At 67.0% G+C, this 16,006-nt stretch carries 22 protein-coding genes and 1 pseudogene; 7 read left to right on the plus strand and 16 right to left on the minus strand.

The window, feature by feature from the left end; all coding sequences use genetic code 11:
* Both BLS95_RS40210 and BLS95_RS59995 read right to left on the minus strand, forming a co-directional pair.
* Nucleotides 1-854, minus strand: an 854-nt coding sequence (locus BLS95_RS40210; RefSeq protein WP_425434784.1) for a WD40 repeat domain-containing protein, incomplete at its 3' end; no start/stop codon positions are given.
* Between the two features lie 594 nt (nt 855-1,448).
* Nucleotides 1,449-1,799 (minus strand): Tn3 family transposase, encoded by a 351-nt coding sequence (locus BLS95_RS59995; protein WP_218136228.1) that lies wholly within the window; start codon nt 1,797-1,799, stop codon nt 1,449-1,451.
* Between the two features lie 215 nt (nt 1,800-2,014).
* Between BLS95_RS59995 and BLS95_RS40220 the strand changes: the two genes are divergently transcribed.
* Complete coding sequence (locus BLS95_RS40220; protein ID WP_143044066.1) at nt 2,015-2,395, plus strand: hypothetical protein; 381 nt, start codon at nt 2,015-2,017, stop codon at nt 2,393-2,395.
* A 149-nt stretch (nt 2,396-2,544) separates the two neighbouring features.
* On the opposite strand, the gene BLS95_RS56220 is transcribed toward BLS95_RS40220, so the two are convergent.
* Nucleotides 2,545-2,700: a hypothetical protein gene (locus BLS95_RS56220; RefSeq protein ID WP_176993639.1), complete on the minus strand. Its 156-nt coding sequence runs from the start codon at nt 2,698-2,700 to the stop codon at nt 2,545-2,547.
* A 309-nt stretch (nt 2,701-3,009) separates the two neighbouring features.
* Nucleotides 3,010-3,474: a hypothetical protein gene (locus BLS95_RS40225; protein WP_090944438.1), complete on the minus strand. Its 465-nt coding sequence runs from the start codon at nt 3,472-3,474 to the stop codon at nt 3,010-3,012.
* Between the two features lie 413 nt (nt 3,475-3,887).
* Here BLS95_RS40225 and BLS95_RS40230 point away from each other — a divergent pair, with 413 nt between their 5' ends.
* Nucleotides 3,888-4,451 carry a GNAT family N-acetyltransferase gene (locus tag BLS95_RS40230; protein WP_090944441.1) on the plus strand — a complete coding sequence of 188 codons (564 nt, stop codon included), beginning with the start codon at nt 3,888-3,890 and terminating at the stop codon, nt 4,449-4,451.
* Between the two features lie 8 nt (nt 4,452-4,459).
* On the opposite strand, the gene BLS95_RS40235 is transcribed toward BLS95_RS40230, so the two are convergent.
* Nucleotides 4,460-4,732 (minus strand): hypothetical protein, encoded by a 273-nt coding sequence (locus BLS95_RS40235; RefSeq protein ID WP_090944445.1) that lies wholly within the window; start codon nt 4,730-4,732, stop codon nt 4,460-4,462.
* A 62-nt stretch (nt 4,733-4,794) separates the two neighbouring features.
* The gene (locus BLS95_RS56225; protein WP_176993640.1) at nt 4,795-4,941 is read right to left on the minus strand and encodes a hypothetical protein; all 147 of its coding nucleotides are present in this window, start codon (nt 4,939-4,941) and stop codon (nt 4,795-4,797) included.
* 184 nt (nt 4,942-5,125) lie between these two features.
* On the opposite strand from BLS95_RS56225, the gene BLS95_RS40240 reads away from it, so the two are divergent.
* From BLS95_RS40240 to BLS95_RS40245, 4 genes are all read left to right on the plus strand, one after another.
* Nucleotides 5,126-5,470, plus strand: coding sequence for a MarR family transcriptional regulator (locus BLS95_RS40240; RefSeq protein WP_281250094.1), 345 nt, complete (start codon nt 5,126-5,128; stop codon nt 5,468-5,470).
* Nucleotides 5,471-5,503: 33 nt separating this feature from the next.
* On the plus strand, nt 5,504-5,737 hold the full coding sequence (locus BLS95_RS54790; protein WP_143044067.1) for a hypothetical protein: 234 nt from the start codon (nt 5,504-5,506) through the stop codon (nt 5,735-5,737).
* Nucleotides 5,734-5,940 carry a hypothetical protein gene (locus tag BLS95_RS54795; RefSeq protein WP_143044068.1) on the plus strand — a complete coding sequence of 69 codons (207 nt, stop codon included), beginning with the start codon at nt 5,734-5,736 and terminating at the stop codon, nt 5,938-5,940. The genes BLS95_RS54790 and BLS95_RS54795 overlap by 4 nt, the downstream gene beginning before the upstream one ends.
* A 426-nt stretch (nt 5,941-6,366) precedes the next feature.
* The gene (locus BLS95_RS40245) at nt 6,367-6,744 is read left to right on the plus strand and encodes a hypothetical protein (protein ID WP_090944451.1); all 378 of its coding nucleotides are present in this window, start codon (nt 6,367-6,369) and stop codon (nt 6,742-6,744) included.
* Between the two features lie 121 nt (nt 6,745-6,865).
* Here BLS95_RS40245 and BLS95_RS40250 read toward each other — a convergent pair whose 3' ends face one another.
* From BLS95_RS40250 to BLS95_RS40295, 10 genes and pseudogenes are all read right to left on the minus strand, one after another.
* On the minus strand, nt 6,866-7,441 hold the full coding sequence (locus BLS95_RS40250) for a GNAT family N-acetyltransferase (protein WP_090944454.1): 576 nt from the start codon (nt 7,439-7,441) through the stop codon (nt 6,866-6,868).
* A gap of 582 nt (nt 7,442-8,023) precedes the next feature.
* Complete coding sequence (locus BLS95_RS54805; RefSeq protein ID WP_143044069.1) at nt 8,024-9,292, minus strand: PLL family lectin; 1,269 nt, start codon at nt 9,290-9,292, stop codon at nt 8,024-8,026.
* 361 nt (nt 9,293-9,653) lie between these two features.
* The gene (locus tag BLS95_RS40265) at nt 9,654-10,619 is read right to left on the minus strand and encodes an ABC transporter permease (RefSeq protein WP_090944460.1); all 966 of its coding nucleotides are present in this window, start codon (nt 10,617-10,619) and stop codon (nt 9,654-9,656) included.
* 19 nt (nt 10,620-10,638) lie between these two features.
* Nucleotides 10,639-11,601: an ABC transporter ATP-binding protein gene (locus BLS95_RS40270; RefSeq protein ID WP_245765579.1), complete on the minus strand. Its 963-nt coding sequence runs from the start codon at nt 11,599-11,601 to the stop codon at nt 10,639-10,641.
* Nucleotides 11,598-11,990 (minus strand): GntR family transcriptional regulator, encoded by a 393-nt coding sequence (locus BLS95_RS40275; protein ID WP_090944737.1) that lies wholly within the window; start codon nt 11,988-11,990, stop codon nt 11,598-11,600. The genes BLS95_RS40270 and BLS95_RS40275 overlap by 4 nt, the downstream gene beginning before the upstream one ends.
* Nucleotides 11,991-12,258: 268 nt before the next feature.
* Nucleotides 12,259-13,323 (minus strand): multicopper oxidase family protein, encoded by a 1,065-nt coding sequence (locus tag BLS95_RS57215; protein WP_342742816.1) that lies wholly within the window; start codon nt 13,321-13,323, stop codon nt 12,259-12,261.
* A 100-nt stretch (nt 13,324-13,423) separates the two neighbouring features.
* Nucleotides 13,424-13,846, minus strand: a pseudogene (locus BLS95_RS58475) (multicopper oxidase domain-containing protein); the annotation flags it as partial.
* Nucleotides 13,847-14,011: 165 nt separating this feature from the next.
* The gene (locus BLS95_RS59305; protein WP_176993641.1) at nt 14,012-14,266 is read right to left on the minus strand and encodes a hypothetical protein; all 255 of its coding nucleotides are present in this window, start codon (nt 14,264-14,266) and stop codon (nt 14,012-14,014) included.
* Nucleotides 14,267-14,280: 14 nt separating this feature from the next.
* On the minus strand, nt 14,281-14,532 hold the full coding sequence (locus BLS95_RS59640) for a TetR/AcrR family transcriptional regulator (RefSeq protein WP_218136240.1): 252 nt from the start codon (nt 14,530-14,532) through the stop codon (nt 14,281-14,283).
* Between the two features lie 49 nt (nt 14,533-14,581).
* Nucleotides 14,582-15,253: a class I SAM-dependent methyltransferase gene (locus BLS95_RS40295; protein ID WP_090944469.1), complete on the minus strand. Its 672-nt coding sequence runs from the start codon at nt 15,251-15,253 to the stop codon at nt 14,582-14,584.
* A 61-nt stretch (nt 15,254-15,314) separates the two neighbouring features.
* Here BLS95_RS40295 and BLS95_RS40300 point away from each other — a divergent pair, with 61 nt between their 5' ends.
* A complete protein-coding gene (locus BLS95_RS40300; protein WP_090944472.1) occupies nt 15,315-15,974 on the plus strand; it encodes a TetR/AcrR family transcriptional regulator in 660 nt (219 codons plus the stop codon).
* Nucleotides 15,975-16,006: the final 32 nt, after the last annotated feature.

Raw genomic sequence — 16,006 nt, forward strand, 5'->3', positions numbered from 1 at the left:
CCGGTCAGCGGCTCGCCCAGTTGTTTGCCCGCCGCCAGATCCCACACCCGCACCGTACGGTCCTTACTCCCCGACACCGCAATCGTCTTACCGTTGAGCTGTCCGATCGCTACCGAGAAGACATAGTCGGTGTGACCGGTGAGCTCGTTTCCCAACTGTTTGCCAACGGTCAAGTCCCATACTCGAACGGTGCCGTCGTCGCCGCCCGAGACCGCGATAGTCCTGCTGTCGAGTTGCCCTAGCGCCACCGCATAGACGGCCCGGCGGTGGCCGACGAGCAGAGTGCCCGGCAGTCGTTCCGCCGCCAGGTGCCACACCCCCACCCGGCCCAGCCGATCTCCAGAGATCGCGATCGTCGTCCCGTTCAACTGGCCGAGTGCGATCGACGAGCCCGCCCCGACGAAGGTGCCGACCTGCTTTCCCGTGGTCAGATCCCACACCTGTACGGGGTCGCCGCCGCCACCGCTGACGAGGATCTGCCTACCGTTCATCTGCCCGGCCGCCAGGACGTCGATGAATCGCTCCTCGTCCCCGCCGAACGGCCTGCCGAGGCTTTTACCGGTGGCCACATCCCATACCTGTGCCTGGTTTGCGTGCGCGACAACGGCAACCGTTCGGCCATTCAGCTCTGCAAGTGCCACGGCCCCAGCCCACTTGCCGTCGCCGACGATCGGCTCGCCTATCGGCCGGAACGAAGGAGCCGAATGCGGCGACCGTGCAACCACGAAGAAACCCACCGCTACGACCACGACCGCCGCCACCGCAATCAGTCCCCAGCGTCGCAGGCGTCCAGGCTTTTCCGATGCCGATGCCGATGCCGATGCCGATGCGGGCGGATGCGGCGGCAGCGCCACGTCATTAGTCGATAAGGGGCGGTGATTGGCCACCAGACCTCCAGCGAATACCCAGCTCCGGTGATGGGATGGGTAACACACCCTAGATCGCCAGAAACTCAGACGAAAGAGTCAGGGCGTGGCGATGTCGGTGCGCAGGCACCGCCATGCCGCCGCTGTAACGGCAGCTGACACGCCGCTCGCCTCTGTACGTTTACCCGTATTCACCTCTGCACGTGAAGGAGTACGCCGACAACGGCGGGAGAATGACCCCGATGACGAACACGACTACACGACCGTAGCCCGCACCGGCCGGGTGCCCGGCCGATCCGCACCGGAGGCCGCCACCCGATCAGGTGTGGCGGCTACAGGACGAAGCCGAGAAGGCCACCGGTGTGGACGCCTGTCCGGCCGGGTGGCCACGACCTCGGCTGGGCGGCCTGCCGCTGCCGTGGATCACACCGGTGCTGGACGGCGTGGCGTACTGGACGCAGATCCACGGCGGGCGGCTGCTGGCCTGCCAGCGGCAGGGCTTGTGCCAGGTTTGCGGGCTGGTTCTGGGGCGTCGGATACTCGTCCTTCTCGGCGCTGGTCAGGCCGTCTTGGCCGCGGCCGTCATCCAGATCGGCCTGAAGCACCCAGGTGCGGATCGACTGCGCGGAGGGCTGGAACTCCTTGGCCAGTTCCTCCGGCGTCCGTCCCGCTCGTGCCCATCGTCAGCGAGCCGGCCACCCGCAGCATGTCGCCCCAGTGAGCGCAGATCCGATCGAGGCGGACGAGGCGGGACATGTGCTCCAGCGGGCCGTAGGTGGCGGCCGTGTTGGTCCGCCACAACCGCATGTCGGCCAGATCGGCGATGCGCGGGGAGAACTGGTAGCCGCAGATCGCGAACAGCCCAAAGACCAGGTCGCTGTTTATATGGACACGGTCAAGGCTTGTCGCCCGCTCAGGCCGACCGATCGCCATCACTTCGGTACCCACCTGCCAGGCTGGGGCGCTCGCCGCGAAGGCTCACCACTCGGGTCGGCTCGACCTGACGCAAGGTAGCGCTGAGTGACATTGATTATGGTCAGTGCTCGCAGAAATGAACCAGCGTGGGCCTGCGACTCTTATGTGATCATTGGCGGGTGCGACCTGTGGGTGAGACTTCCCGGCTATCTGCTCTGAAGCGGGTGTCACTCGTGGCGGCCATCGCCGCCACGCCTTTCCTCCTGCTGTACGCCGCCGCGATGGCCCCCCAGTGGATCACCGATCACCGCTTGGCGAGCCTCGAGAATCGAGCCCTCAAGCATCCGTTGCCACCGGGCACGACGTTCGGCGGGTCCGAACCTCAGGGGCCCGTGACCGGAGACTCCGGCGACTGCTGGGCCGGCTTCGCCTTCAGCCTCCGCACCGAACGCCCACCCGAGGAGATCAAGCGGTACTACGAGGCGGCCTCCTTCATGCGGACCGACGCGAATTTCTCCGAGCTGAGCGTCAGCGCCTTGCAGGAGTCCTCCGACCACGTATCGGTCGCCGTCGACACGATTTCCTCTGGCACCGGGGACCTCCGCTGCTGGTGAACGCCCACTTACGGTCCCCGATCCCAGATGTAACTCTCAGTTACTCTTTTTCGGGTGGCATCTACCCGAGCGGTGGGCTCGCAACGCCTCCTTCGTCGGCGCTACGTATCGAGCATGCTGTGGGCTCGCGATGGATGTGATCGGCTCGCTCAGTCCGTCGACGTGCATGATGACCTTCCTGAAGAGTTGCCGTCACTCGGAGCGGTGGTCTCGCCGAGGTCGGTGAGCAGGCCGGTGAGACGGCGGGCGACGGCGGTGTGCCGTTCAACCTCGCGGGTCCAGCCGCGTTCGCCGGCGTCCTGCACGAGACGACAGCATGGCGGCCGGTCGTGAGCTCGGGAGCGTACTTGTAGATCGAGGGACAGCACCCAGGGGCATCCGAGCACACACACCCACAAAGACAACACCTACCGCCAGCACCGGCGGCGGGTGTTCAATGCCTCCTACACCAACCACTACCGGGCCGGGCTGATCCAGATCCTGGCGGGGGCGCCAATACCAGCCACTTCGGAGGCTGAAGTCAGGTGCGCGTCGATCGTCTGACGCGGGACCGGGCCGCGCCCGACCCTCTATCCGACTGGGTTGGAGCGCGGTCCGTGGCGGTGCGCTGTGTATCAGTCGGTTCCGATGCTGATCCGGTACGTGCTGCCGAAGTTGTAGGTGTTGAAGACGCCGCTGGTCGCGCCGACCTTCAAGTCGACGGAGTCGCCGTAGTCCCGTTGCCCGTGGAGGTAGATGGGGACCGGCGTCTCATCGCACCAGAACCTCACGTCCTGCCAGCCGCGGTGCGTGGCTCCATAGTCCAGGCGGACGGACTGGCGGGTCATGGCGCCGTGGTGGCAGTAGGCGTCCAGTTCCCCTTGGATGACGTATCCGTGAGGGCCGTAAGAGCTGACGGTTCCGTTGAACCGGACGTCGTACTTGGTGGTGCCCCAGCCATCCTGATCGATGTAGTGGACCTGGACCGGGACCGTGACGGCATTCGCCGGCGTCGCGGTGGACATGGTCAGCAGGACCGACGTGAGGAGTGCCCCGGCGAGTGCCGCGCGGCGGGAGCGGCGTGATGAGGTACGGGCCATGCGTACGTCCTTCCGGTTGGAGGGCGGCTGCTGAGCGCGCCACCAATGTCAACTCAGAGTAATGAATTAGCTACTCTATGTTATGTATCGTGTGAGCGAGGGCCCGCTGACCTGCGACAGAGAAGCGGATACTGCCGGTCGCGTCGCCACGCTGCCACCACGATCGTTATCTGGGGTTCTTGAGCGAAGTAGCTGGTCAGCCGCTTGGAGGTCTGTAACTACGTCAGGCAAGTAGGCTGCTCGCGTTCGGTGCGCCGATGGATCGTCGAGAGGTCCCTGTCCGGCTGGCTGGAGCGCGCGACGGGGAACCCGGGGGAGCGTTCTGGAGGCCAACCAGGTGCGCAGCAACGTCACGGGCTCGGGCGAGTGCGGCAGCCCCAGACAAGGGCCCCATGTTCTATGATCATGGGCTTATGAGCCGATTGCCCACGCTATCTGCGGCGGAAGTTCCTTCGGAGCGGCTCCTGCTTCGCAGAGCGTTGCACGATGCCGACCGTGAAGGATTCATCGAGTTCTCGACCGATCCTGAGGTTCAGGAATACCTCGGTGGTCCCCGGCCTCGGAGTGAGGTCGAGCAGCGCTTCGATGCAGTCATCACCGCCGACGCAACATCCAGTCCTGGCAATTACGTCATCGCGGACAACGCGACGAACCGCTTTATCGGGACCTTGAAGCTCGCCCGCCGGTCGACCGATAGCCCCGGACATGTCACCGAGGATGGCGAGGAACTGGAACTGGGCTATGTGCTGCGGCGCAGTGCATGGGGCGCGGGGTTCGCCTTCGAGGCCGCAACGGCCGCATTGCGCGCTGCGGCTGACGAACTCCCCGACCAGCCGGTCTTGCTCGTGACCCAGACCGCGAACACGCGATCTCTGAAACTCGCCGCCCGCCTTGGCTTCCACCCCATCAGCACGTTCGAGGAGTACGGCGCCGAGCAGACCCTCTGCACCGCTCCCCTGTCCATGTACAAAATCTGATCACAGCATCAACACAGCGATCCTCCGGCTAGGAGTCCCAAGGTTTCGGGCGCTTCCCAGGCTGTCAGATGCCGGTCAAGGTCGGTTTCCTGCCAGGCGAACTGATTGATCAGGTCGGCGAGAGCTTGCCGGTCCTGATCGGGGAGGTCCTGTAGGAGGGCGATCACCGGTTCCAGCACCTCCATCGCGGCCTCGGGAGTGATCGCGTCGAGGTCGCTGTGATCAAGCTTGATGATGATCTCGGTGAGGGCTCTGGCGAGGGTGCGTTCGAGCGGCGTCACGACGGAGCTCCTTGGTCGGTCAATGGCGTGCGACGCGTCGGGGGACGGCTGCCGGTCCGGGGTCAGCCCGCTGTCGGTTCGGTGAGCCGGGCTTCGAGGTCTTCGATCATCTGGGTGAGCAGGCTGGTGTTCTCGCGCCGGACCGCCTGCGGGCCGAGCTTGTCGATGCCGGCCACCTTGGTGATGCACTCGTCGGCGACCTGGGCCATGGTGGCAAACTCCGCGCGTGCGATCGAGCAGGGGTTGGCGGCCTCGAAGGTGGTCGCGCGTGCATGTCCTTGACCGACGTCATCGCCGCTCGGGCGGCGGACATGACGTCGCGGAAGCTGAACTCGTCGCCGTGTCGAGAGCGCATGTAGCGGGTGACCCAGACCCGGCATCGCCCAGACCGATCTGCTCTGCCTGCACGCACTCGACCGCGCGGGAGCCTCCACCGCCGGCGCGCTCAGCTCGCAACTCGGGCGCACCACCGGCGCCGTCACGCACATGATCGACCGCCTGGAGAAGGCGGGATATGTCCGGCGTAAGCCTGACCCACAAGACCGGCGCCGGGTACTCGTCGAAGCCTCGGCTTCGGGACTCGAACGCATCGCTTCGCTTTACGGGTATCGATGCCCGCAGTCGCCGGATGATGGACACCCTTTCTCACAACCAACTGGTGACGATCCAGAGCTTCCTTCTGAGCAGCTACGAAGGCGCCATCGAAGAGTGCGAACACTTGATCCGGCAGCGGGGTGATGACCCGCCTCGCCCTGTCCATCTATCGAACGTATGTCGGCAAGATCCATTTCCTTCAGGGCGGAGGCGTGGAAAGGCAAGCTGTCGAGCACCGGTGCCACGCTCTGGCTGACGCCGGAGGAGGCCGAACATCTCGGGCAGACCATCGCTCAATTGATCAGCCCGTACGCCGAGCGCTGGCAGAAACCGGATGCGCGCCCGACAGAAGCTCGTCCTGTCCGGCTATTCCACAACACCTATCTCCTGCCGAACCCGGACCGGCCGTGAAGGGCGCACTGGCCAGCCCACCGTTTCGGAGGCTGCTGGGTGGCTGGACGATCGGCAACCTCGCCGACAGTGCGCTGTATCTCACGATGGGGGTGTGGGCCAAAGACCTGTCGGGCAGCAGCAGCGCGGCCGGCCTGGTCTTCCTCTCGCTGGCAGCGCCAGTGGTGATTTCCCGCTCATCGGTCTGCTCGCCGACAGAGTGAATCGCAGGCCCTTGCTGGTCTGGGCGAATCTTGCCGATGCCGTCGTCGCCATGACACTGCTAACCGTCCAGACGGCTGGGCAGTTATGGCTGCTGTACGGCGTGCCTTCGCGTACGGCACGCTGGGTCTGGTCAACTCCGCCGCCCAGACCGGCCTGGTCCGGGACATGCTGCCGGCCCGCCACCTCGACACGGCCAACGGCCTGTTGTCCACCATCGATCAGGGCCTACGGATTGTCTCCCCCCATCGCGGGCAGCGCCCTTTACGCCGTGTGGGGAGGCAGTGCGCTCGCCATCAGGGTGGCCGCCTGCCTGGCGCTCACGGCGCTCGTGCTCCTGACCGTCAAAGTACGCGAATCCGCGCCGGAACCCCGCCGTCCGGAGCGCGGTTGGCGGCAGGAGACGGCCGCCGGCCTGACCCACCTGGATGGACGCTGCGTTCTTCGGGGTGTTGATGGCCATTCAGGGAGCCGGAAGCGTCCTGGGCGGTCTGACCGCCGCCCCGGTGCTGCGCCGCCTGGGGCCGGCGGTCATGGTCGCGACCGCGCTCGCGCTGCTCGGCGCCGCGGGCCTGGCAATGGCCGCCGACCTCGTCAGCGTCCCCCTGCTGCCTGTCGCGGTGCCCGCGCTGTTCGCGGCGGGCGTCGCGATCCGGTCGCGGAATCGAGCGTTTCTGAGACGGCCCGCCGGCGCCCGCAGATTGTCAGTGCCCGCCCATAGCGTTGGCTCACCCCCGGACGCCAATGACGACGGACGCCAACGGGCGGGCCGGATGTCCTTCACCGCGCTTCACCCCACGCACTGAGCCGTGCCGGCGCGATGGCGTCCTTGGGTTCCAGCCGCAGCGCCGGTAGGAGAGCGGCCGCGTGTATGAGTGACAGCGTGATCTTCGTCCCGGCGAGGACTCCCAAGCGTCTCCGCCGTAATCACTCGTGAGCGAGCCATTCCTCGGCCAGGAGCGCGTATGAGAGACCGTCGAGCCATCCCTTGGTCCGGTGGAGTGAGTCTCTCACCGTGTGCTGTTCGCGGCGCATCCCGACCCGCTCCATCAGCCGCCACGAGGGTTCGTTGTCGTAGAAGCAGTCCGCGTGCAGGCGGCGCAGGCCAAGACTCTTGAAGGAGATGTCGATGAGGGCGCGTACCGCTTCGGTGGCGTAGCCCTTGCCGCCGTAGGAGGGATCGAGCGTCCACCCGAGCTCTCCTTGGACGCTTTTCGCCTGGTCAGCGACCTCTTCCTGGGCCCAACCGTCCTGGACCTTCAGTGTCAGGTCGCCGATCACCCGGCCGTCCAGTTCGACGATGAGCAGATCTACGAGCCGCTCCTCGCGGAGGAAACGCTCACGGTAGTCGTCGTAGTTCTCTGTGACGGCCGCGACCCATTCGTGAGTCTCCGGCAGCTGCCGGAAGGCCCAGGTCGCGTCCAGGTCGTCGGGGGCAGCCCGGCGCAACAGCAGCCGCTCGGTGGAGATCGGCCAGTCCAGCGTGTCAAGAGGGTGACGCATGGGCCCTCATCCTGACAGCGGGCTGTGGTGGTACACAAACGGATTACTGCGGACGACGTCTCCGACAACGACGCGGCGATCGCCCTACAGGAACCGACAGGACGCCGAAGCGACCAGGGCTCCCGGAAACCCGCGTCCTGAAAATCAAGTGGGCCCGGAGGCCGGGGCGGGATCGCGCGCAAGGAGTTCGAAACGATGGCCAAAGCGTCCACGTGATCGCCTGGGTCAACTCCGAGCTGATGAAGAACCTCAGCGAAATAGGCCAGCTTCGCATGCTGCGAGCCGCGTTCTCGGAGTGAGTTCTTCTCAGCCCGGGATCGATCTGATCAGCCTGCCGCCGGCTCGGTGAGCCGGGCTTCCAGATAGGCGATCCAGCTCGGTCAGCCAAGTGGCCGGCCTGTATCTGCGCGGGGCCGTCTTATGGATCCGAAGCCTCCGACCGACCTGAAGATCCGAACTTCGTACAGGCTCTAGCACCAACGCGTACGTCATTCCCTCGTAGCGGACGCGCCCCAGCTTCTGAGGCGGGCCGCCTTGCTTTGACGACCTGAGCGATATCCGGCGACGTCGCTCAGATGGGCCCTATTGCTGCCAGTTCTCGCATACGAGCCCGTCTGTGGTTCGCATGAAGGCATGGGGCAGCCAAGCTGCCGCAGGCGAGGTCTGTGTGTTGGTGATGCCGACGCCCGCGTCGATGGTATGGCCAGTCGGATTCCCGTGATCCTCCCAGACCGGAGTGGTGCCGTCCCACCGACAGGCCCAGACGGAGTTGTTGCCGTCGGTCACGAAGACCAGTGCGTATTGGGAGCCGTTGTCCATGTCCAGGACGCTTCTCGTACCCAAACCGGTTTTGGCGTAGTGGTCACTCGGCGGGGCGCCCATGTTGAGCCAGGTGCCGTCCTGGCAGGCCCAGAGGTCGCCGGTTGATGCGCTCAGAACGAAGCAGCAGGGCTGCGGGGGCCACTCCGAGGCGCTTATGATGATCGCCGCACCGGCCGATCCACTGATGGCCGCGGGATAGCGAGGCCCACCAAGGGCGGTCCATCGCGTGGACACCATGTCCGTGACACCGAGCCACAGTTGCCTGCCGCCGTCCCACACATAGACCTGCAGGCTTTGCTCGCCGGTTCGGTCGTCCGGGACGGCGAGAACTCCCATCGAGGAGCCGATCGCGACGCCGGGCGAACCCATGTTGTACCAGTTCCAGGACGACACGTTCGACCAGTTCACCCACGCATTGCCGTCGCTGCCGGTTACGACGGCGAAGGGGGCGAGATCCAGCGTCGGCTTCAGCGCGACCGTCACCGCGCCGAGGCCATTGAGAACGTCGACGCTCGCCGGCTGTCCCTGATCGGACCAGATCCAAGTCATGCCGTTCCACCAGCGCACCCAGAGATGTCCATCTCGCACGACGAACGCGTAGGGTCGATTCCCATTCGGATGGTCGTCGAGGGCGATGACACCAACGGGTCGGTCGATCTTTCCCCCTTGGTCGACCCATTCCCAGATGTCAGCGGGGTTTTTCCAGAGAATCCACAGATGACCGTCATCCGCTCGCACGAATACGAAAGGACGGGAGGCCATCGAGACTGTCCTGTCCTGGACCGCCACCGCACCGATCCCGTACGTCACCCCAGGGCCGGGCTTGCCGCGAAGAGCCCAGTGCCATGACGTCGGGATGGGGGCGCCGGCCCAGGGCAGCGAGGCCCCCGCCATGGCTCCGAGGCTGCTCCCCAGAAAGGTCCGGCGAGAGAGCTCTGGCACGACGACGTCTGCTGGTAATCGTCTGCCGCTGTCGCCGCTGTCGCATAACGCGGGCTGGTCGTCGGGTCGTTGCTCGTTTGCTGACATGACTTCTTCCTCTCGCGACCTGAGCGCAAATATCGCGGTAATTCAAACGCCACTCGCTTGGTACGCGATTAGTAGCGAGTTGCAGCATCAAGACCGTTCAGTTTCACGATTTCCGCGACGGGTGAAGCGCTCTGGGCGGAAGTCCTCCAGGAGCGGATGCCCGGTGCCGGTGAGCACCTCATAGGCGGTGAGCTCGCCGGCGATGAGCCCCAGCGTCGCACCCGAGTGGCTGAACGCCACATGGCAGCCGGGCACCGACTCCAACTCGCCGAAGACCGGCTCCCCGTCCGCCGGTCTTACAGAGGGCGGTGACGGTCCTGCGCCAGGCCGTCCCGTCACCGTGATTAGGCGACAATTGGTTTCAGATGCGGGGCCGAAGGGCGCGCCGGACGGCGACCCCGCCCAATGCGAGAGCGGGGATGAGCAGGATTCCTGCTTCGGTCCATTGGAACTGCCAGAACCTGCTCACGGGGTGAAATTCGGCGACCTGTCGATAGCCCAGGCTGAAAGAGCACTTGGCGTACTTCTTGGTCGTCTCGTCTGTCCCGCAGGAGCCGGCGAGCGCGAGCGCTCTCTCCTGAGACGTGAACTTCACGCCGTTTCTGTTGATCCAGTAGTCGCTCACGTACAGGGAATCATCAGGTACGGGATCGTCCATGACCTCGGCCTGCACCACTCGCTCTGGCTCCGCGTAGAGGGGCGGCGCCTTGAGGAGTCCGAAGAACGCCGACGCGCACACCGCCAGGGTCACCGCCATCGCCGGCAGGGTCCGCCGGAACAGCACCCCGGTGGCCACGCCGAGCACGAACGCGGACAGCCACCACGCCGCCGGAATGATCCCGACAAGGCGGAACCATCTCGAGCTGAAGTAGTCGACGCCGTATGGGGGGACGTCGAAGGCGGCCAGCCACAGGTTCACCATGCCGCTCAGCACCAGCCCGCCGAGCGTGACCGCGGCGCCGAGCCCGACGATCTTTACCATCAACCAGCGGCGCCGCGTCACCGATTGGGTCCAGGTCAGTTGGTGCGTGCCGTGCTCGAACTCCCGGGCCAGGAGCGGAGCGCCCCAGAAGGCGCCGATCATCGCCGGGGCCAGCAGCGGAAGCCAGCCGAGGACTTCGCCCACCAGCCGCATCCGCTCGTTCATCTCCACGCTGTAAGTGGCGCATGCGGGCGTGTCCGCCACGCAGTCGGTCGCCGGAGCGTTCTGGGCGGCGAAGCCGGCCACGCCCAGACCGCTGATGAGCAGGACCGCGCCGAGGACGGCCAGCAGCGCCGTGGTGAGGAGCACCTGCATGCGGTGCTGCCGCCACGTAAGCCACAACACTTCTATGTCTCCTTGACGATCAGGAAATGGTCAGGGCCGGACGAGGCAGCGAGGTGGTGTCGGGGCGGCGCAGGTAGGCCAGCACCAACTCCTCCAGGCTCACGCCGGACGCTGTCCATCGCGGGTCGTGCAACGGCGTTCCCGGGCCGGTGCGGGCCAGCAGGTCGGCCTGCCGTTCGCCGCGGCTGTCGCTGATCACCTGCATCCGGGCCGCCACCCCGTCGGCGAGTTCGGACGGACCGGACAGCATCCGGTGGGTGGCGAGCAGTTCGTCGACCTCGCCGCTGATCTGGACCTGGCCGCGGTTGAGCACCACCAGCCAGTCGCAGGCGTTGGTCAGGTCGGACACCACATGGGAGGACAGCACGACGGTCAGTTGAGTCTCGGCGACCGCCACCATCAGGGAGCGCATGACGTCGTGCCGGGCCACGGGGTCGAGGTTGGCGAGCGGCTCGTCCATGACCAGCAGATCCGGCCGCTTGGCCACGGCGATGGTCAGCGCGACCTGTGCCTGCTGGCCTCCGGAGAGCTTGCCGACCTTGCGGTTCAGCGGGATGTCCAGCTCCGCCAGCCGCTGCCGGGCGAGGGCGTCGTCCCACCCCGGATTGAGATGGTGTCCGAAGCGGAGCATCTCGGCGACGGTGAAGCCGTCGTAGAGGGGTTTGTCCTGAGCCAGGAACGCCACCCGCGCGAGAGCCTGCGCCCGCTGCCCGACCGGTTCGCCGAAGACGCGGACGCTGCCTCGGGTGGGGGTGATCAGCCCGGCGACCAGGTGCAGGAACGTGGACTTGCCCGCGCCGTTCGGTCCGACGAGTGCGATGACCCGGCCGGCGGGGACGGACAGCGTGCAGTCTCGCAACGCCCATGTGCCCCGATACCGCTTGGCGAGCCTCACGGCCTCCAGAGCGGTCGGGCTCTGTGCGGGGGCAGTGAGCTCACCGGATCCGCCGTCGAACATCCTCACTGTCCGATCCGCCGTCATGCGATCCCCTCCTGGGCGGAGTCGGCGAGCACCGTGGCGAACAGCGCCTCCATATCTCCTATGTCGAGCCCCGCTTCGCGGCAGTCGTGTACCCACCGGGCGAGGTCGCGGCGGAGCCGGGTGTGATCGGCCGTGGATCCGCTGCCCAGGGACCGCCGCACGAACGTGCCCAGCCCGGGCCGACCGACGACGAACCCCTCGTGTTCCAGTTCGCGGTAGGCCTTGGCCACGGTGTTCGGATTGATCGCGAGGTCGTTGACGACCTCTTTGATCGTCGGCAGCCGATCGCCCGGCATGAGCACACCGAGCCGCAAGGCGTGTTTGACCTGATGCACCAGTTGCAGATAGGTCGCCACACCGGAGCTTGGGTCGAGGCGAAGCTTGATCACCAAAATACCCTTTTCCTATTAGAGTAGTAAAAGGGTATTAATGTTTACGATCTTCGTCAACTCGGCCTCCTGGCCCCTCGCGCGGGTCGTCGTCACCATTCGCGATCTCCTGGGTCAGCCGGGCACCGGCACCCCGGCCTCGGCCGATGCTGGGGCGACGAAGGTCCTGACCAACATGCTCACCGAGGTCGGTTCGGCCAGTCGCCCGCGACCGGCTTCGGCTCGTTCGCCCTGGTCCCCCGTCCGCGGGCCCCCGCGGCGGACCGACTCAGGTCACTTCGATGTTGGCCATCATGGCCATGTCCTCGTGTTCCAGGTTGTGGCAGTGGAACACGTATCGGCCGCGGTACCCGTTGAAACGGACGACGATCTCCACCTCGTCCTCGGGTCGCATGTCCACGGTATCCTTCCAGCCGGCGTCGTAGGGTCCCGGCTTGCCCCCGTTACGGGAGAGCACCTGGAAGTGACCGAGATGGATGTGCACTGGATGATCCGCGTTGGTGGTGATCAGCCATCGTTCCGTGGCGCCGAGGCTGACCTGGGCGTCGATCCGGTTCCGATCGAACGCCTGCCCGTTGATCGTCCAGGTCTCGTAATGGGAGCCGCTCCGGGAGAACTTCATCCTGCGGGTGACGGCGGACGGCGGCGACAGCTGTTCGAAGTCGGCCAGCCGCGGCGGCACCGTGCTGTCGTCCCTGGCCTTCCGGACCACATGGAACCGCATCACCTGGCCGGTCGAGCCCGTCCCGTACCTGTTGACCAGGGTGACCTGGGTGCCGACGGGATAGGAGCCGAAGTCGACCACGACGTCGAAGCGTTCGGCGGGGGCGATGTCGATCGCTTCATGGTCGATCGGCCGGCCGAGCAGGCCTACATCGCTGCCGACCTGGACGAACGCGGCGCCCGACGGCGGCGGCGGGTCCAAGGCGAGCTGGTAGCGCCGCGCGTTCGAGGCGTTGAGCAGCCGGAACCGGTACCGGACTGCGGCCACCTCAAGCACCGGCCACGGTGCGCCGTTGACCAGGATGACGTCGCCCAGCACGCCCTTCATGAAGTCGGACGTCACACCCGGTTCACCGGTCAGGGACGAGTCGATCGACGGGTAGTGGAACGAGCCGTCGGCGGCGAACGCCCGGTCGCAGATCATCAACGGCACGTCGCGTTCCTGGCGGGGCAGCGGCAGCGCTTCCTCCACAGCGTCGTGCACCAGATGAAATCCGGCGAGGCCCCGGTACACCTGCGGGCCGGTGAAGTCCATCCGATGATCGTGGTACCACAGGGTCGCGGCCGGCTGGCCGAGCGGGTAGGCGTAGTCGAAGCTCCCGTGGGCGATCGCGCCGGCCGACCCGGCCGACCGGAAGGACCACGTCGGTCGGGTATCCGTCGTAGCGTGAGGGAGTCACCCCGCCATGCAGATGGGTCACGGTCGGCACCGGCAACTCGTTGCGGTGCCTGACGACGATCTGCCGGCCGCTGCGCGACTCGATCGTCGGGCCCGGGAATCGACCGTCGTAGCCCCAGACCTCGGTGCTGTATCCGGGCAGGATCCCGGCCTGGCCGGGCCGCTGGGTGATCTCGTAGTAGTCGGTGGTGGCATCGGTACGGACCGGCCTCAGCACCGGTGGCACCGGTAGCGGACTGATAAACGGCTCCGGCAGTCGCGCATCGCTGCGCAGCAATCTGCCCGTGCTGTTCTTGTCGTCGCCGTGCTTGTCGTCGCCGCGGCTGTGGCTGCCGTGGTCTTGCTGATCGCTCGAGGTGTCGTCTGCGCGTGGCTGGCAGGCGGCCACAAGGGGGATCGCGGCCATGCCGCCGGCTAGGCCGAGCAGGTTCCTGCGCGTCATGTTCCAGGTCATACCGGCTTCCGGTCAAAGAGGGGTCAATATGCTTCTCCTTGACCAACCGTAGGCCACCTACATGTAGACTGTCTACATATGCAGCTCGGCCATGACTGAGTTAACGGTCACCGTCGAGCAGCGGTCCGGGTTCTCCCTCGTCGCCCTTGACGGGGTGCTGGACCATCAGACCCGGCCCGACCTGCTGCGCGTCTTCGATACCCGCGTGCCGTCGCCCTGGCGCTGGAAGGGCTGGCCGGGGCCCATCACCTGGCCGGCCGTCACCGCCTCGCGGCAGGGCTGCTGGGCGCCGCCTCCCGGTCGCGCGCCGCCGTACAGGCTCCGCTGCCGCCGGCGGAGAGCGGCGATGTCGACCGGATCACCGCCGGGGTCAGAACGGCACTGGGCGAGGCCGCCTTCACGGCCGCCTTCGCCGAGCACCCGGACGAGGGCTGCTACCAGGCGGCGGGAAGCCGGTGCACGCCGTAGATGGTCATGTCCGAGCGCGTCGGCACCTCCCCGGCGGGCACCGCCGGCCGCAGCCGGGGAAAGCGCTCCAGGAGCGCCTGCCGGGTCCTGACGTAGTAGGGGGTCGAGCCGTCCGGCAGGTCGGCCGCCCGGTCGACGGCGCGGTGGGTCAGGCCGCGCATACCCTCCGCGGCGAGGAGCCTGATCGCCACGTCGGCGATCTCCTGTCTTCTGGACACGGGGCGAGTGTAGAGCCCACGGCACCGGCCGCCCGCGGCCGTGCACGGCTCACCCTCCGGCCGTTGACGTGCCGGGCGGCGTGGCCTCGGCGACGTCGGCGGTACGGCGCAGCGTGAACCAGAAGGTGGGCACCGGGTTCGTCCCGGGCGTGGTGTCGACCAGCTCCCAGCCGGTGAACCTGGCGCGCAACTCGTCGGCGGTGACCCCCGAGATCAGGTCGTCGAACGCGCCCGGGCCGTACCCGAACATCAGCAGCCGCGCCCCGGGAGCCGCGCGGTGGGTGAGCCCGGCGGCGTAGGCGTCGCGGCGGTGCGGCGGGATGCCGCAGTAACAGCTCAGGTCGAAGAACAGGTCGTAGGGGCCGGGCGCGTCCAGCTCGTCCAGGCGGGTGACATCACCGTGCAGCAGCCGTACCGGTGTCCCCTCCGCGGCGGCCTTGGCCCGGGCCTGCTCGATCGCCCGGTCGATCAGATCGACGCCGACGACGTCCCAGCCGTGCCGGGCCAGGTACACGGCGTTGGTCCCGGTGCCGCAGCCGAGTTCCAGGGCACGACCCGGCGGCAGTGCGGCATGCCCCTCCACCAGGGCGACCAGCTCGGGCGGGGTCACGCCGGTGTCCCACGGCGGCTTGCCGGCGCGGTAGTACTTCTCCAGCTCGTTCAGGACGGCCTCCTCCTGATTCCGTTCGGTGGCGGACGGGGTGGTGTGGGGCTGAGCCATCGGGTCTCCCAAGTTTTTAGAGTCGAACTTCAGTGTTCGACTCTAGAGATATACTCGCGCCATGGAAACCGTCAAGCGGGCGGACAAACGAGCCGAGCGCTCACGCCGCACCCGCGAGAAGATCATTCAGGCGGCGCGGGAGCTGTTCGTCGCGCAGGGCTATGGGGTGACGAGCCTGCAGGAGGTCGCCGACCGGGCCGGTGTCGCCGTCCAGACGGTCTACTTCGTCTTCGGCAACAAGCGCACGCTGTTCAAGGACGTCGTCGACACGACCATCGCCGGCGACCTTGAGCCGGTGGCCACCATGGACCGGGAGTGGTTCCGTGCCGCGTGCGCCGCGCCCACCGCGGCCGACCAGCTGCGCGCGCACGTGCGGGGCACCAGCCAAGTCCTCGCCCGGGTCGCCCCGATCATGCCGGTGATCGCCGCCGCCGCGGCCACCGACCCGCAGATCGCCGCGCAATGGCCCGACGACCACGATCCCCGCTACACCGTGCAGCACGCCGCGGCCCAGGCGCTCGTCGGCAAGCCGGGCGCCCACCCCGACGTCCCGGTCACCCTGGTCGCGGATCTGCTGTTCGGCCTGCTCAGCCCCGAGCTCTACCTGCTCTTCGTCCAGGACCGCGGCTGGTCACCCGACAGGTGGGAGGAGTGGGCGCATGCCACCCTGACCGCCCAGCTCCGCATCGACCCCGCGGCGACCACGGACAGTCCCGGATAGGTGCGGGCCGCCTCACGCGGGCGGGCTCTTGT

This window comes from Nonomuraea jiangxiensis (assembly GCF_900099965.1).
Taxonomy (GTDB): domain Bacteria; phylum Actinomycetota; class Actinomycetes; order Streptosporangiales; family Streptosporangiaceae; genus Nonomuraea; species Nonomuraea jiangxiensis.

Coding starts and splice junctions, on each gene's coding strand:
- BLS95_RS59995 (WP_218136228.1), bottom strand. CDS start 1,799: ATGGCGATCGGTCGGCCTGAGCGGGCGACAAGCCTTGACCGTGTCCAT.
- BLS95_RS40225 (WP_090944438.1), bottom strand. CDS start 3,474: ATGGCCCGTACCTCATCACGCCGCTCCCGCCGCGCGGCACTCGCCGGG.
- BLS95_RS40230 (WP_090944441.1), top strand. CDS start 3,888: ATGAGCCGATTGCCCACGCTATCTGCGGCGGAAGTTCCTTCGGAGCGG.
- BLS95_RS56225 (WP_176993640.1), bottom strand. CDS start 4,941: ATGGCCCAGGTCGCCGACGAGTGCATCACCAAGGTGGCCGGCATCGAC.
- BLS95_RS54790 (WP_143044067.1), top strand. CDS start 5,504: ATGTCGGCAAGATCCATTTCCTTCAGGGCGGAGGCGTGGAAAGGCAAG.
- BLS95_RS40245 (WP_090944451.1), top strand. CDS start 6,367: ATGGACGCTGCGTTCTTCGGGGTGTTGATGGCCATTCAGGGAGCCGGA.
- BLS95_RS40250 (WP_090944454.1), bottom strand. CDS start 7,441: ATGCGTCACCCTCTTGACACGCTGGACTGGCCGATCTCCACCGAGCGG.
- BLS95_RS54805 (WP_143044069.1), bottom strand. CDS start 9,292: ATGTCAGCAAACGAGCAACGACCCGACGACCAGCCCGCGTTATGCGAC.
- BLS95_RS40270 (WP_245765579.1), bottom strand. CDS start 11,601: ATGACGGCGGATCGGACAGTGAGGATGTTCGACGGCGGATCCGGTGAG.
- BLS95_RS40295 (WP_090944469.1), bottom strand. CDS start 15,253: ATGGCTCAGCCCCACACCACCCCGTCCGCCACCGAACGGAATCAGGAG.
- BLS95_RS40300 (WP_090944472.1), top strand. CDS start 15,315: ATGGAAACCGTCAAGCGGGCGGACAAACGAGCCGAGCGCTCACGCCGC.